Source organism: Algoriphagus lacus, from assembly GCF_003583985.1.
Taxonomy (GTDB): domain Bacteria; phylum Bacteroidota; class Bacteroidia; order Cytophagales; family Cyclobacteriaceae; genus Algoriphagus; species Algoriphagus lacus.
The window spans coordinates 187,125-200,557 of the sequence record NZ_QXML01000003.1; the positions used below are offsets into that span (position 1 = coordinate 187,125).

Annotated in this window: 14 protein-coding genes; 8 read left to right on the forward strand and 6 right to left on the reverse strand. The window is 45.0% G+C overall.

The features are described 5' to 3' along the window. Window positions 1-23 precede the first annotated feature (23 nt). The gene (locus tag D0X99_RS07930; RefSeq protein WP_119477141.1) at window positions 24-2,708 is read right to left on the reverse strand and encodes a TonB-dependent receptor plug domain-containing protein; all 2,685 of its coding nucleotides are present in this window, start codon (window positions 2,706-2,708) and stop codon (window positions 24-26) included. Between the two features lie 77 nt (window positions 2,709-2,785). Continuing rightward, window positions 2,786-3,850: a 23S rRNA (adenine(2503)-C(2))-methyltransferase RlmN gene (gene rlmN, locus D0X99_RS07935; RefSeq protein WP_119477142.1), complete on the reverse strand. Its 1,065-nt coding sequence runs from the start codon at window positions 3,848-3,850 to the stop codon at window positions 2,786-2,788. Window positions 3,851-4,044: 194 nt separating this feature from the next. Between rlmN and ccsA (D0X99_RS07940) the strand changes: the two genes are divergently transcribed. From ccsA (D0X99_RS07940) to rnhA, 6 genes are all read left to right on the forward strand, one after another. Beyond that, window positions 4,045-4,719 (forward strand): cytochrome c biogenesis protein CcsA, encoded by a 675-nt coding sequence (gene ccsA / locus D0X99_RS07940; RefSeq protein WP_119477143.1) that lies wholly within the window; start codon window positions 4,045-4,047, stop codon window positions 4,717-4,719. A 3-nt stretch (window positions 4,720-4,722) separates the two neighbouring features. Further along, window positions 4,723-4,965: a CcmD family protein gene (locus D0X99_RS07945; protein WP_199708038.1), complete on the forward strand. Its 243-nt coding sequence runs from the start codon at window positions 4,723-4,725 to the stop codon at window positions 4,963-4,965. Window positions 4,966-4,977: 12 nt separating this feature from the next. Further along, complete coding sequence (locus tag D0X99_RS07950) at window positions 4,978-5,394, forward strand: cytochrome c maturation protein CcmE domain-containing protein (RefSeq protein ID WP_119477144.1); 417 nt, start codon at window positions 4,978-4,980, stop codon at window positions 5,392-5,394. A gap of 28 nt (window positions 5,395-5,422) precedes the next feature. Beyond that, the gene (gene ccsA, locus D0X99_RS07955; RefSeq protein WP_119477145.1) at window positions 5,423-7,942 is read left to right on the forward strand and encodes a cytochrome c biogenesis protein CcsA; all 2,520 of its coding nucleotides are present in this window, start codon (window positions 5,423-5,425) and stop codon (window positions 7,940-7,942) included. Between the two features lie 87 nt (window positions 7,943-8,029). Continuing rightward, window positions 8,030-8,614 (forward strand): MarC family protein, encoded by a 585-nt coding sequence (locus D0X99_RS07960; protein WP_119477146.1) that lies wholly within the window; start codon window positions 8,030-8,032, stop codon window positions 8,612-8,614. Window positions 8,615-8,654: 40 nt separating this feature from the next. Then, on the forward strand, window positions 8,655-9,110 hold the full coding sequence (rnhA, locus tag D0X99_RS07965; protein WP_119477147.1) for a ribonuclease HI: 456 nt from the start codon (window positions 8,655-8,657) through the stop codon (window positions 9,108-9,110). Window positions 9,111-9,150: 40 nt separating this feature from the next. Here the strand turns inward: rnhA and D0X99_RS07970 are convergent, their stop codons facing one another. From D0X99_RS07970 to yihA, 4 genes are all read right to left on the reverse strand, one after another. After that, window positions 9,151-10,272 carry a sugar phosphate isomerase/epimerase family protein gene (locus D0X99_RS07970; RefSeq protein WP_119477148.1) on the reverse strand — a complete coding sequence of 374 codons (1,122 nt, stop codon included), beginning with the start codon at window positions 10,270-10,272 and terminating at the stop codon, window positions 9,151-9,153. A gap of 78 nt (window positions 10,273-10,350) precedes the next feature. Continuing rightward, window positions 10,351-10,656 carry a hypothetical protein gene (locus D0X99_RS07975; protein WP_119477149.1) on the reverse strand — a complete coding sequence of 102 codons (306 nt, stop codon included), beginning with the start codon at window positions 10,654-10,656 and terminating at the stop codon, window positions 10,351-10,353. Between the two features lie 43 nt (window positions 10,657-10,699). Then, complete coding sequence (locus D0X99_RS07980; RefSeq protein WP_119477150.1) at window positions 10,700-11,122, reverse strand: DUF5606 family protein; 423 nt, start codon at window positions 11,120-11,122, stop codon at window positions 10,700-10,702. A gap of 38 nt (window positions 11,123-11,160) precedes the next feature. Next, the gene (gene yihA / locus D0X99_RS07985) at window positions 11,161-11,772 is read right to left on the reverse strand and encodes a ribosome biogenesis GTP-binding protein YihA/YsxC (protein ID WP_119477151.1); all 612 of its coding nucleotides are present in this window, start codon (window positions 11,770-11,772) and stop codon (window positions 11,161-11,163) included. Window positions 11,773-11,894: 122 nt separating this feature from the next. Here yihA and ubiE point away from each other — a divergent pair, with 122 nt between their 5' ends. After that, on the forward strand, window positions 11,895-12,617 hold the full coding sequence (ubiE, locus tag D0X99_RS07990; protein ID WP_119477335.1) for a bifunctional demethylmenaquinone methyltransferase/2-methoxy-6-polyprenyl-1,4-benzoquinol methylase UbiE: 723 nt from the start codon (window positions 11,895-11,897) through the stop codon (window positions 12,615-12,617). Continuing rightward, entirely contained in the window at window positions 12,566-13,369 is an 804-nt protein-coding gene (gene porT / locus D0X99_RS07995) for a type IX secretion/gliding motility protein PorT/SprT (protein WP_119477152.1), read from the forward strand. The genes ubiE and porT overlap by 52 nt, the downstream gene beginning before the upstream one ends. The last annotated feature ends 64 nt before the right edge of the window (window positions 13,370-13,433 follow it).

Below are 13,433 nucleotides of genomic sequence, written 5' to 3' on the forward strand. Positions count from 1 at the left end.
GCTTTGCTGAGCTTTACAACAGCTTATTCCAGGATTTTGACGACCCTGCCTAATCTTCCCTGAGCATCCATTCCTTCGAGGATTATCAGCTGTTTTTTTGCAATGTCTGAATTGTAATACTCCACAATTGCCTTTCCCTCCGAGTCGGTTTGTACCAAAGGATTCCAATAAATCGTCGCCCTTTGATCAGTAATGGAATTAGAAGGAGTCAACTCGTCGTACTTTGGTGAATAAAACTCCTTCGGAATCTGATATCCTCCATATTTTGTCACCAGAGTACCGCCCACACTTTCGTAAGTGATTCCTGCGCCGGTTTTGGTGTAGACTGCAATCACTCCATTGGCGCCCTGAACGCCAAACATGACCGTACGAGCTGGGTCTTTGAAAACCTCAATACTTTGGATGTCACGGGGATTAACTTGAAAAAGTACTCCTGCGTCCACCGGCACATTGTCCAATAAATACAGAGGATCTGTTCCGGCTTGAATCGATCCGGCACCTCTGATCTGAACACTCACATTGAAGCCGCTCACATTGACTCTCACTCCGGCTACCCGGCCTTGAATCATCTGAAAGACATTGGAAAAGCCTGCCATACCCGGAATTTCATCCGGCTGAATGCTGGCATCACCTTCCCCAAAGAGTTTTCTGGACTGGATTTGTTCTTCCTGAAGCGTCTGGGCTTCTACCGTGACACCTTCCAAATCAGTGATTGATTCTTCGGTATTCATGCGCTGCATCAGATTTCGGGCCTGGGCAGATTCAGCGAGTCCCTTTGGCCAAAAGACGGATTCAGGAAACATCCCGCCAAGGGATTTGAATGCCGGGACGGGCTGTGTTAGGCTTACATCGATGAAATTTTTGACGCGTTGATCCTCGGCTGTAATCGTCACTGTCACGGAGTCCTGATAATCCAGATCTGCCAAAATGAATTTGCCGTCCGCACCAAATTCAGTGGAGATCAATTCGACCCCTTCTCCGATCAATGCACTTACTTTTCCACCTGCCAATCCTTTTTTGGTGCTGTTTTGCTCCGAAATCTGCCCTTGAATGGTGATTCCCTGTTCGATAAAAAATCCCTGATCGGGAAATTTCGATTCAAAAATATCATCCCAGCTATACCTACTCCAGCCGTGGGTAAGCATCACCAAGTCCAAGGCCTGTAGGGTAGATTCTTCCTGGTTTTTGAAATAATGGCCGGGATTGAACACCTTTCCCTTCAAGTCAGAAGTCAGAAGCAGCGCGGATAGAATGTTTCCTTTTTCATCAGTTTCATCTGCAGTCTGATCCGCGTCGACTACCGAAATGGAGAAAGAACCCGGTGCGGGCTTTCCCTGAAAATTGCTTGTGAAATTCAAGGTGTTTTTTTCTCTGGGCCCTGTTTTTCCTGAATTGGAAAGCTCCACTTGGAGCCGATCTTCTCCTTGGATAAATACCTGTCTCTCCAAAAGAGGCTTTCCCAGCGAATTCAAAATGGAGATGGAATTAATGCCGGAAGGAAGGTTTTGCTTGGGAATTCGCACTCCCCAAACTCCATTGAAAAGTTCTCCCTGGATGATAAAATTTATCAAGCCTCGGGTGTGAGAGACCAGCATCAGACGTCCTGGATTGGAATTGCCTTGGATAAAAGCCGTTACAAAAGCCGCATCTTTAGAATTGACCACCTGAAGTGTAATCCCTTCCTTTTCGACTCTTGGGAGAGCAATTCTTCGTTCTTCGCCCGTTTTACGGTCCTTCACCAATGCAAAATTTTCCTCGGTTGTCGGAGTCACCTCCAGCTTACCCATTCCTCCAAAAAAAGTGGAAAAATGGGAATTATCGACACCTTCGAGACTTCCCTCAATCTCGACTGGCGTGCCGTCCGGATAAATAGCTCTAAAAGCGAGCGTTGATTTTTTTCCAAGCACCCAATGCCCTCCTTCGGGTAAAAACTGGATGTCAGCCTTTGAAAAGCTGAAAGGCAGTTTAATCTTGTGGGTGACGGTGTAGTCGGGATTTTCCTGAAAATTGATCTCAAGGGATTGATCGGGATACTCGCCATCTGGGATGGAAAAACCAAACGAGACTTTTCCCTGGGCGTTTAGTGTGACCTCCTGCGTATTCAATTCATCCATGCCGGAGATTGCACGTAGAAGTAACGTTCGGTTGGAAAGGGGAATTCCAGAAGCATCTACCGCCTCCATTTCCACTTGATATCTGATCCTTCCATTTTGGGAAGAAATTTGAGTGAAAGCCACATTTGGCAAAAAAGAGCCTCCTTGTCCATCCACCACTTTGAAGGTTTGGGAGAATAAATAATCCTCACCAAAATTCCTCATCCAAGTGGTATAAGCCTTGATTTGGTATATCCCAGTTTTGCCGAAAAGCGGGATTTGAAAATCACCCGCCCCACGGCCGTTTTCCATTTTAATTACTTTTTGACTAAGCAATAATCCATCTCCGTCAAAAAAGTCGACATAGAGTGTCTTACTCAGGGGAGAAGGTAACTGTAAGCCTCCAGCAGTCAGAAAGGCACTAAACCAAAGGTCCTCTCCCAATGTGAAGGTGTATTTATCCAGCTGGAGATAGGCCTTTTCGATCGGAAATTCTGATTGTGACTTTTCAAAATAGGATTGGATCTTTTCAACTTGCTCTTGCTGGGTTTGGGCTTGGGTCTGGGTAATGGAAAACAGTATTCCAAAAATTGGAATCAAAATTAATTTTCTCATTGTGAAGAATAGCTGGTTGAGTACTAAAAGCGCAAATAATAAAACTATTGTCTTTGTTAAAAACAAGTGAAAAAATCTTAATTGGTAGTTAGCTGTGCGACTTCGTTTTTGTTGGCTAGCTGACCACAGGCGGCATCAATATCCTGACCGCGGGATTTTCGGACTTTGGCAATAATTCCGTTTTGTTCCAAAACCCGGACATACATGTCCACTGCTTCCTGCTTGGCTTGGCGAAACTCCCCTTCATCAATAGGATTATATTGGATGATGTTGACCTTGGACGGGATGATTTTGCAGAATTTGGCCAGTGCCTTTGCGTGGCGTTCGTCATCATTGACTCCGTCCCAGATTACATATTCGTAGGTTACTTTTCGCTTGGTCTTTTGGTACCAATATTTCAATGCTTCAGCCAATTCTTCCAACGGGTTGGTATCGTTGATTGGCATCAAACGTGAACGAGTTTCATTGATAGCAGAGTGGAGGGAAATTGCCAGATTGAATTTGACTTCGTCATCGGCCATTTTGCGGATCATCTTCGGAATCCCCACAGTCGAAAGGGTGATCCGTCGTGGGGCCATTCCCAAGCCCTCCGGGGAGGTGATCTTATCGATGGCTTCGATCACGTTGGCGTAATTGAGCAAGGGCTCTCCCATTCCCATAAACACGATATTGGTCAGCGGACGCTGGAAATAGGTTTCTGCCTCATCCTTGATGGCGACTACCTGATCGTAAATTTCCCCGGGGGTAAGATTTCTCATTCGTTTCAGGCGTGCAGTCGCACAGAAGTTGCAATCCAAGCTGCAACCGACCTGAGAAGAAACGCAGGCGGTAATTCTTTTGCTTGTCGGTATCAGGACCGATTCAACAATTTTGTCATCAAAAAGCTTTACTGCATTTTTGATCGTACCGTCGCTGCTGTGCTGCATCAAATCCACCTGAATATGATCGATGGTAAAGTGGCTTTTCAACATTTCCCGGGTGGAAAGGGAAATATTGCTCATGTCGTCAAAATTCTTGAGTGACTTGTTCCAAAGCCATTCATAGACTTGCTTGGCCCGGAATTTTTTTTCTCCCTGAGCTACAAAAAACTCCTCCAATTCGGCGAGGCTGAGTTTACGAATGTCTTTTTTCTGGTTTTCCACAGTGCAAAGTTAGGGATTGGAAAATTGAAAAATTTCAAAATTGGGAAATTGCTGGTTAGGGTCATTTGATCTAGTTGAATTCTGCGTTGATCTGGAAGCTTTTTAATGCGGGAATACCCTTCCTTTTATGATAAAATGCAGCGGATTCAGGAACTTATGCCTTATTTTTGCGCTTGAAAAAGTAAAAATCCCCTATGCGCCAATCCTGGTGGAAAATCCTTGCAATAGGTCTCCTGCTATACACGCTCACTGCCGGTTTGTTGATGGATGTGCCTCGGCTCCCGATATTGAACGAAACCATCCGTGCGCTACATTTTCATGTGACGATGTGGTTTGGAATGATTTTGATGTTGGTTGTCGCAGTCGTTTACAGCATCAAATACCTTCGAAGCAATCGCCTTGAGCATGACGATATGGCGATCGAATTTACCAATGCCGCGATTTTGTTCGGGGTTTTGGGAATTGTAACCGGTATGCTGTGGGCCAAATTTACCTGGGGAGATTATTGGAGTGGAGATCCCAAGCAGAACGCTTCGGCGATTGGATTACTCATGTATTTCGCCTACCTGATTCTTCGTGGCAGCATCACAGATCCACAGCAGAGAGCTCGTATTGGAGCGGTTTACAATATTTTTGCTTTTGCAGCATTCATTCCTTTGATTTTCGTACTCCCCCGCCTGACCGACAGTTTGCATCCAGGCAACGGAGGAAACCCAGGCTTCAATGCCTATGATCTGGATTCCAAACTCCGAATGATTTTCTATCCCGCGATAATTGGATGGACACTTTTAGGCGCATGGGTGGCAACTGTACGGGTGAGAATTCGTAGGGTAGAACGCACCCTTGAGGACAAACTGATTAATTCCTGATTGATGAAAAAATTATTGACAATAGCCCTGTTGATTTTCTCCCTGAGCGCTTTGGCACAGGAAAAAATTCCAGTAACCGAATCCGATTATTCCAATAATACAGTGGAAATGGCCGACCAAATGCGTGCGGATGGAAAAATATACGTATTGGTGGGTATCATTGTGATCATTTTTGTCGGAATCACAGTTTATGTGGTAAATACCGACCGAAGAATATCCAAACTTGAAAAGAACCTTCCCTCTTAATATTTCAATACTATGAAAAAAGGACACATCATCGGCCTGGGAATCATTGCAATTGCGATTGTGATCATCATGACTTCAATCGGAGATGCTAGCAGCTATGAGAGCTTCGATACTGCCTGGGAAATGAAGGAAGACGGGGACGATAAAGCCATTCACGTGGTAGGGCAGCTGAAAAAAGACAGTGCCGGTCAAGTCACAGGCTTGGAAGTGGGAGAGGACAAAACTTCCTTTACCTTTCTCTTGGTCGACAATGAGGGTACCGAACAAAAAGTCTATTACAACGAACCGGTTCCAGCAGACTTTCAGCGTTCCGAACAGGTGGTTGTGATTGGATCCTATCGAGAAAAAGAAATTTTTGTAGCCGATAAAATCCTGATGAAATGTCCCTCCAAATATCAGGAGACAGACGTGCAGGCGGCAGGAATGTGATGTTGAGTACTATCCCAAGTAAAAAATCATGATCAATACCTTTGTGGGTAATTTGGGCCACTTGATGACCATAGTGGCTTTTGTCAGTGCATTGGTTACGGCCTACGCTTACATCCAGTATTTCCGGGCAAACGAAATCGAAAAGGCCAGCTGGAGGCGTTTTAGCAGAATCAGCTTTTACATTCACACGGCATCCACCGTGATGATTGCTTTTTCTCTTTTTGAAATTATCTATAATCACCGCTACGAGTATTTTTACGCGTATTCCCATTCTTCCAAAGCACTTCCGGTTCATTACATGATCTCCAGCTTCTGGGAAGGTCAGGAGGGCGCCTTCATCCTATGGGCTTTCTGGAATGTGATTTTGGGTGTAATTCTTATTCATACCAACAAATTCTGGGAAGCGCCTGTAATGGTCGTTTTTGCTTTGGTTCAAGCCTTCTTGATTTCGATGATCATGGGTGTGGTGATCGGAGATCTGAAGATCGGAAGTTCTCCTTTTATGCTTTTGAGAGATGCTACACAGGCTCCGATTTTTCAAATGAACCCGGACTTTGTGCCTGAAGACGGGACAGGTTTGAATCCGCTTTTGCAAAACATCTGGATGGTAATTCACCCTCCAACGCTTTTCCTGGGTTATGCTTCGACCTTGGTTCCTTTCGCCTTTTTGATTGGTGGATTGGTGACCAAAAGATATTCCGAGTGGATCCGTCCCGCTTTGCCTTGGGCGATTTTCTCTGCCATGATTCTGGGAATGGGGATTATCATGGGAGCCTACTGGGCCTATGTCACTTTGAATTTTGGTGGGTATTGGAACTGGGATCCAGTAGAAAATGCCGTGTATGTGCCTTGGCTGATTTTGGTTGCTTCGATTCACACCATGATCACCTTTAAGAAAAGCGCTACGGCACTCAAGACTTCGATCGTCTTGGTAATCCTGAGCTTTATTCTGGTGCTTTATGCTACCTTCCTGGTAAGATCAGGGGTTTTGGGAGATGCTTCCGTTCACTCATTCACAGACTTAGGTCTCTCAGGACAATTGCTGATTTACATGCTGTTTTTCATGGTTATCGCAATTTTTCTTGCTGCGAAAGCGTGGAAACACATCCCCACATCCGAAAAAGAAGCCTCTGTTTATTCCCGCGAATTCTGGATTTTCCTTGGGGCTGTAACGCTGGGTTTGATGGCTTTTCAAGTGATTTTGCCTACATCAATTCCAGCTTGGAATGCTCTGGTGGAAAGTTTTGGAGGAATCTCCAATATGGCTCCTCCGGCTGATCAGGTGGAGTTTTACACCAAATTCCAGTTGTGGTTTGCCGTAGCTATTGCGCTTTTAACTTCCGTTGGCCAGTTTTTCTGGTGGCAGAAAATTGATAAAAAAGCGCTCAAGGAAGCCTTGGTCACGCCTTATATTGTATCCGTTCTGGTTTCTGCAGCGATTATTGTGCTGGCAAAAGTTTACGACTGGAAATACATCATCATCGTTCTTGCTGGGACGTTTACCATCGTTGCCAATTCAGTGATTTTGGCAAAGCTGCTCAAAAAATCGACTTTCAAACTTGCCGGTGGCTCTTTGGCTCACATCGGTTTGGGTATGATTCTGATCGGAATTATGTTCAGTTCAGGCTATTCAGACGTGATTTCCATCAATATGTCCGGTCTTACTTACAGCAATAGCTGGGAAGATGAGATGAACAAGGAGCACGTCCTGCTTTGGATCAATAAGCCGACTCAGATGAAAGATTATACGGTGGTGTACCGTGGTCGTCAGAAAAAAGTAGTGGGCGTGCCTGAATATGTTCCCGCCAAGATCCTGGAGTCCACAGGGAATGTCAACGAAGCAATTGCCTTGGAGGACTACAAAGACTATTTCAAGAAGGGAGATGTGGTCAACATCGTTCTGGAGGAAAATGATTACTTCAAGATTGATTATTACCAAAACGAAACCTTGAAGTTTTCCCTGAGTCCGATGTCTCAGTTTAATGAAGGAATGGGAGGCTTGATTTCTTCCCCGGATTCAAAGATTTACTTAAACCGCGATCTGTACACCTATGTGGCTGCAATGAACGATTATGCAGATCCGGACTGGAAAGAGGATGAAAACTACGAAGTAGCCCCGGGTGAACAGTTTCACATTGCCGATTTTGTGACGTATTTCGACGGCGCTGAAGTGCTCAAAGAAATTGACGGATATCAGCTTCAGGAAGGTGACGTGGCAGTAAAAGCAAAACTTCGGGTCTTGGATTATGATGTGGAGAAAACTCTGGAACCAACCTTTATAATTCGCAATAATCAGGTTGGGAAACTCCCAGTAATTGACACGGAGTTGGGACTCAAGGTCAGCCTTGAAAACATTCTTCCTGAGCAAAACAAGTTTGTGTTCAAAGTCAATCAGTATCAGAAAGACTACGTGGTGATGAAAGCAATCGTGAAACCCTACATCAATGTCCTTTGGGTTGGGACTATCATCATGCTTATGGGCTTTACAGTAGCCATTTTCCGCCGGTTTGATGAGTTCCAAAAGATGAGGGACAAAGGACTGGAATAATTCGATTTCGGATTGGTGATTTAGGATTTCGATGGTTTCAAATCCGAAATCGCCAATCCAATATCCGAAATACCCTACCTTTGCGGCATGTTAGATTTCAAGCAAATTCTTTCCGTTTCCCTCATTCTATTCTCAGTCATCGATATTCTGGGATCCATTCCCATCGTCATCAATCTGAGGAAAAAAGTCGGTCACATCAAATCGGAACGGGCTACCCTTGCTGCAGGCGCTTTGATGCTTGCTTTTTTGCTGGTCGGGGAGTCAATTCTCCGATTGTTCGGAATTGGGGTAAGTGATTTTGCCATCGCAGGTGCGTTGATCATTTTTGCCCTTGGCGCGGAGATGATTTTAGGAATTGAACTGTTCAAACCTGATCCGGAAGCGACTAGCAGTGCCTCTATTGTTCCGATCGCTTTTCCCTTGATTGCAGGTGCAGGTACCTTAACTACCATCCTGACCTTGAAAGCGGAGTTTGACCAAGTCAACATTGCCATTGGGATTTTGCTGAATTTACTCTTTGTCTATGCGGTGTTGAAAAGTACCAACTGGCTGGAAAGCAAACTTGGAAAAACCGGTTTGGACGTGCTGAGAAGGATTTTTGGAATCATTCTGCTTTCTATTGCGGTCAAGATTTTCAAGACCAATGCATTCCCAATCGAGGTGATCAATTAACCAACGCGAATTAATCAGTGACACGCCCGATTTTTGAAGCATGATAATCATTTACACTGACGGTGCTGCCAAAGGCAACCCAGGCCCGGGAGGTTATGGGGCAGTTCTCAAGTTTGGTCAGCACAGGAAAGAACTGTCGGAAGGATTTCGGCTGACTACCAACAACCGCATGGAACTTTTGGCAGTAATCCGGGCACTTCAGGAACTCAAGACCACAGAATATCCGGTTCATATTCATTCTGACAGCAAATATGTGGTGGATGCCATCGAAAAAGGCTGGCTTTGGGGCTGGCAGAAAAAGGGCTTTAAGGATAAAAAGAATCCTGATCTCTGGCTTCGATACATTCCTTTACACCTCAAATTCAAACCGAAGTTTTATTGGGTAAAAGGCCATGCCGGCCATCCTGAAAACGAGCGATGCGATCAATTGGCTGTGGCCGCAGCAGAAGGTCAGGGATTGAAAGTGGATACGGGATACGAATCAAGTTTGCAGTAAGCAGTCACAGTAAGTTAGTAAATCGCGACTGCTTACTCATTTACAACTTCTCCATCGTCAGTAACGGGACATCTGCTCGATTCAGATCCTTCAAGGGCTGGTAGGCCGCCGCCGGAAAAGTCCATCCTTCATCGGTCAGGTTCCAAAGCAGGGGAGCCAGGTTTTGCACGGCTGCTTTGCACCCCTGGACTATCGCTCCCATTTTTCCTGTTTGCTTGGAAAGCACCGCTTCATTTTCAATTTCAAAAGGACCTGTAAAGCCTTTTTCCTTCAGAATACTCACAAAAGCCCTCCAATCCATCGAGTCACCCAATCCGAATCCCGGAAGAGTCGCTTCGTAATGATGGCGGTCCCAAGGATTGTTGCTTGAAGTTAGTCCCAGTTTGGAAGCCCATTCCGGTCTGATTTGCTGCATGGGATACATGTTGCCCCAGAAAGGATCGGGAACATTTCGGGTGGATTTGACATGGATGCGCTTCAGTCGATTCATGTCAGTGTGTTTCATGACTTCCACCGGATCGGTATGCTGCCATACGTCGTGGGAAGGATCGTAGATTTCCCCATGGTTTTTCTCCGGCACGAGTTCATACATGAGTTTTCGGGCGGCAAGCACACCCGTGAGGTTGTTGTATGTGCCTGTAAAACCTGAACTCCTCCAGCCTTCCATGGGACAGTTTTCATAGAGGACAGTCACGCCCAAACTGTTTGCATAGCGGATGATCGGGCCAAAAACCCGCTGATATTCCAACAGGTTTTTCTCAAATCCCCCTTCTTGGTTGCCGAGTTCATGATTGTAACCGACAAATGTCCCAACCTTTACATCATTTTCATCTCCTCCCAGCAGGTAGGCCATTCGGATAAGGCGAAGCAGGTGATTTTGGTTTTTGATCCGATGGATTGGGTCTCCTCCGATCAGATTTTCGAATGCGCCAATAGAAAGTCTGAGTTTCGCTCCGTTGAATTTTTCAATCAAGGCTTTGGCTTGGTCAGGACCGAAGTTTTCGTAATCCAAGTGGGTGGCGACAAAGTCATCCCGTGTGCCATCCTTCCGGAACACACATAAATCCAGTCCCTGAACGCCTATTTCAAGTGCTTTTTCGACCGTCTGATCCAGATTGAGCTGATCAAAAGCCGAAGTCATGATCCAAATGGGATTTGCCATGGGTTTTGGGTTTGGGATAAAAATAACTTTTGAAAGGTAGAATTAGGAACGGAAAATTAAGAATGGTGAATCGGGATTTCAAATGTCCGAATACCGTCTTCTAATCTCCACTTTTTGTTTTTGCCGGTCCCACAGTGCCTTGGCCAAATCCGCTGCAACCTTTTCAGGTTCGGACTCATGAAGAATCCGTTTGAGGGTGTTTTCAGGCAGATCCACCCGATAGCAAATTTGCAATAGTCGCTCCAGATTGCGGTCCATGAGTTGGCTGATCGCTTTGGTCAGGATTTCCAGCGCTTTTTCTTCGGAAAATCCTTCCTGAATTTCAGGCAACTGAAAGTTTTGAGTGATCAGTGAAAAGGTTTCTTCAGGGAGGGACTGACTCATGAGGTTTAAGAAAAAAGCCCCGATTTGAGTCGGGGCGGTCTGATTAGGCTTCTTTTTGTTCTTCGCTGTTTTCCTGTAGTACTTCAGGGGCCGCGCCTCTGATGATCTTGTACCAAGTCACCAACTTTTTAATGTCGGAGGTGTACACTCGAGAGTCATCAAATTCCGGAAGGATTGATTTTAGGAATGCTCTCAGTTCACTGTCCGAGGATGTGCTTTCCACTCCGGTGTCGCCTTTGTATTCGGACTCGATTTTTTTCATCACTGATTCCAGCGGCTCAGCACCGGCTTCGGTCAGGGTGTAAATCGAAATGTCGCTCAAAATGGATACCCGCTGAGCCATTCCGGCTACCAGCTTGGTTTTTTTCTCATCCATTGATTCCAGCACAACTCCAGAACGGGTTGGCTTCAGTATTTTATACAAACCCGGCTTACCGGCTACAGTGGCGATGTCTTTGAAATTCATGGTTAATCGTTTTCAGGCTGCAAATATAGAATTATCAATCAATTTGTTTGCTCAGCTTCATATTCAGCGATCAGGTCACTGATGAAGGTTAGCATTTCTTCTTTTCCCGCGCCTTTTTCGGCCGATGTCACGAAGTAATCCGGATAGTCACCGAATATCTCCGCCATTTTATCCAGAAATGCTTTTACATTTTTATCGGTCTGAGTTTTGGATTGCTTGTCAGCTTTGGTAAAAACCACCACAAAAGGGACATTCTCTTCTCCGCACCAATTCAGGAATTCAAGGTCAATTTTTTGAGGCTCCAATCGGCTGTCGATCAGGACAAATACGCCACAGAGATTTTGTCGTGTGGTCAGGTAAGTGCTGATCATTTTCTCCCATTTGACTTTTTTGTCCTTGCTCACTTTGGCAAATCCATAACCGGGCAAATCCACTAAAAACCAACGATCATCAATCATAAAGTGGTTGATCAACTGGGTTTTACCCGGTTTTTGAGAGGTTTTCGCCAATTCTTTCACTCCGGTCAGCATATTGATCAGGGAGCTTTTTCCCACATTGGATCGTCCGATGAAGGCGATCTCCGCCCGGTCAGGTTTGGGACATTTCTCAGGGGTGGTATTGCTGACGACAAATTGTGCTTTTCGGATCATAATTCTTCAATTGACTGCAAAAGTACGTTTTTATTTCGGAAGGCCTTTGGAGGCTTATTGGTCAACAATTTTCGATTCCTCGGGTTTCTATAGTAATATTGTCCCACCAAAGAAGATTCGTGATGTCTGTAGTCCCCTATAAAGATAAGCAAGACCCAAAGAAGGCCCAGGTGGCTGAGATGTTTAACAACATCAGCCCGAAGTATGACCTGCTCAACCATGTGTTGAGTTTGGGAATTGATATTATCTGGAGAAAAAAGGCCATCAAGATGCTCAGGAAAGACCATCCGAAATTGATCTTGGACATTGCCACGGGCACTGGGGATTTTGCGATCGAAGCACTTGCGCTTAATCCCGACAAAATCATAGGAGTGGATATTTCCGAGGGCATGCTTTCTGAAGGAAGAAAGAAAATGGTCAAGAGAGGCCTGCAGGACAAAATCGACTTGCAGCTTGGCGATTCCGAAGGTTTATTGTTTGAGGATAATAAGTTTGATGCAGTCATCGTTTCATTTGGAGTCAGAAACTTCGAGAATCTGGAGAAAGGATTGGCAGATATGTACCGAGTATTGAAGCCAGGCGGAAAAACAGTGATATTGGAGTTCAGCAAGCCGAAAGCATTCCCTATGAAGCAGGCTTATTCGTTTTATTCCAACACGATTCTTCCTCAGGTGGGTAAAATTGTATCCAAAGACAATTCTGCTTATACTTATCTTCCCGAGTCAGTTCAAGCCTTTCCGGATGGGGAGGATTTTCTGGCAGTTTTGAAAAAAGTCGGATTTCACAGCACTGTATGCAAACCACTCACTTTCGGAATCAGCTCCATCTACGTAGGTCAAAAGTAGTAGTCCTGATTCTGGCATTTTTTGGACTTAGCTTTTCCGGCTTTTCACAAGGACTGTTTGGTTTGACCAGTACTTCAGGTTCAGACGATAAGTTGCTTTCCTATGGGTTTTTCCTAGCTGGGCACACCGCTACCTATCAGATCAAGTATTCGGATGCTTTTTTCAATCCTGCCAATGCAGGTAATAACCAGATTTATTCGATTTATCCCAAGTACACTCCCGGGTTTTCACTTGGATTTACAGGGATTTTGAGAATTCACGACCAGGTCAATTTGCTCCTTACCCCAAAGATCGGATTCTACGAGTATCGGGTAGATGTCAATTATTTTCAACCAGGGAGCAGTACTGTTCCGGGTAATACCAACTCTGACAATACTTCCAATCTGGGCTATACGACTGAGGAACTAGTCAATGAGGCTACGATGGTGGAGATTCCGCTCCTTTTCAAGTATAGGTCTCAGCGGTTTAACAACACGAGGATGTATTTTATCGGAGGGGCAAGCTATAACTTCCGCACCAAAAGCCAGGATGAAGCCAACTTGGATCCCATTGTTACCAAAGGACAGGACTTTTCGATTGAGGCTGGAATGGGCTTTGAAATTTATTTTAGGTACTTCAAGTTTGCACCCGAAATCCGCTTTTCACATGGGCTGAACAACCTGTATTATGCGGAAAAAACTCCGGTGGAACTCCGGGATGCACTATCCTCCATCAAGCGTAAGGGCATTACCATTTACCTCAATTTCCAATAATCAGGAATTCCTTTTTCCGGAATTGTTTCCGTAAATACTTTTTCATTCCGGCAGGTTTACTGAC

Bases quoted from the DNA above. Each gene is read 5' to 3' on its own strand.
- D0X99_RS07930 (WP_119477141.1), bottom strand. From the start codon at position 2,708: ATGAGAAAATTAATTTTGATTCCAATTTTTGGAATACTGTTTTCCATT.
- ccsA (WP_119477143.1), top strand. From the start codon at position 4,045: ATGCGCCAATCCTGGTGGAAAATCCTTGCAATAGGTCTCCTGCTATAC.
- D0X99_RS07945 (WP_199708038.1), top strand. From the start codon at position 4,723: ATGAAAAAATTATTGACAATAGCCCTGTTGATTTTCTCCCTGAGCGCT.
- D0X99_RS07950 (WP_119477144.1), top strand. From the start codon at position 4,978: ATGAAAAAAGGACACATCATCGGCCTGGGAATCATTGCAATTGCGATT.
- ccsA (WP_119477145.1), top strand. From the start codon at position 5,423: ATGATCAATACCTTTGTGGGTAATTTGGGCCACTTGATGACCATAGTG.
- D0X99_RS07960 (WP_119477146.1), top strand. From the start codon at position 8,030: ATGTTAGATTTCAAGCAAATTCTTTCCGTTTCCCTCATTCTATTCTCA.
- rnhA (WP_119477147.1), top strand. From the start codon at position 8,655: ATGATAATCATTTACACTGACGGTGCTGCCAAAGGCAACCCAGGCCCG.
- D0X99_RS07970 (WP_119477148.1), bottom strand. From the start codon at position 10,272: ATGGCAAATCCCATTTGGATCATGACTTCGGCTTTTGATCAGCTCAAT.
- D0X99_RS07975 (WP_119477149.1), bottom strand. From the start codon at position 10,656: ATGAGTCAGTCCCTCCCTGAAGAAACCTTTTCACTGATCACTCAAAAC.
- D0X99_RS07980 (WP_119477150.1), bottom strand. From the start codon at position 11,122: ATGAATTTCAAAGACATCGCCACTGTAGCCGGTAAGCCGGGTTTGTAT.
- yihA (WP_119477151.1), bottom strand. From the start codon at position 11,772: ATGATCCGAAAAGCACAATTTGTCGTCAGCAATACCACCCCTGAGAAA.
- ubiE (WP_119477335.1), top strand. From the start codon at position 11,895: ATGTCTGTAGTCCCCTATAAAGATAAGCAAGACCCAAAGAAGGCCCAG.
- porT (WP_119477152.1), top strand. From the start codon at position 12,566: ATGCAAACCACTCACTTTCGGAATCAGCTCCATCTACGTAGGTCAAAA.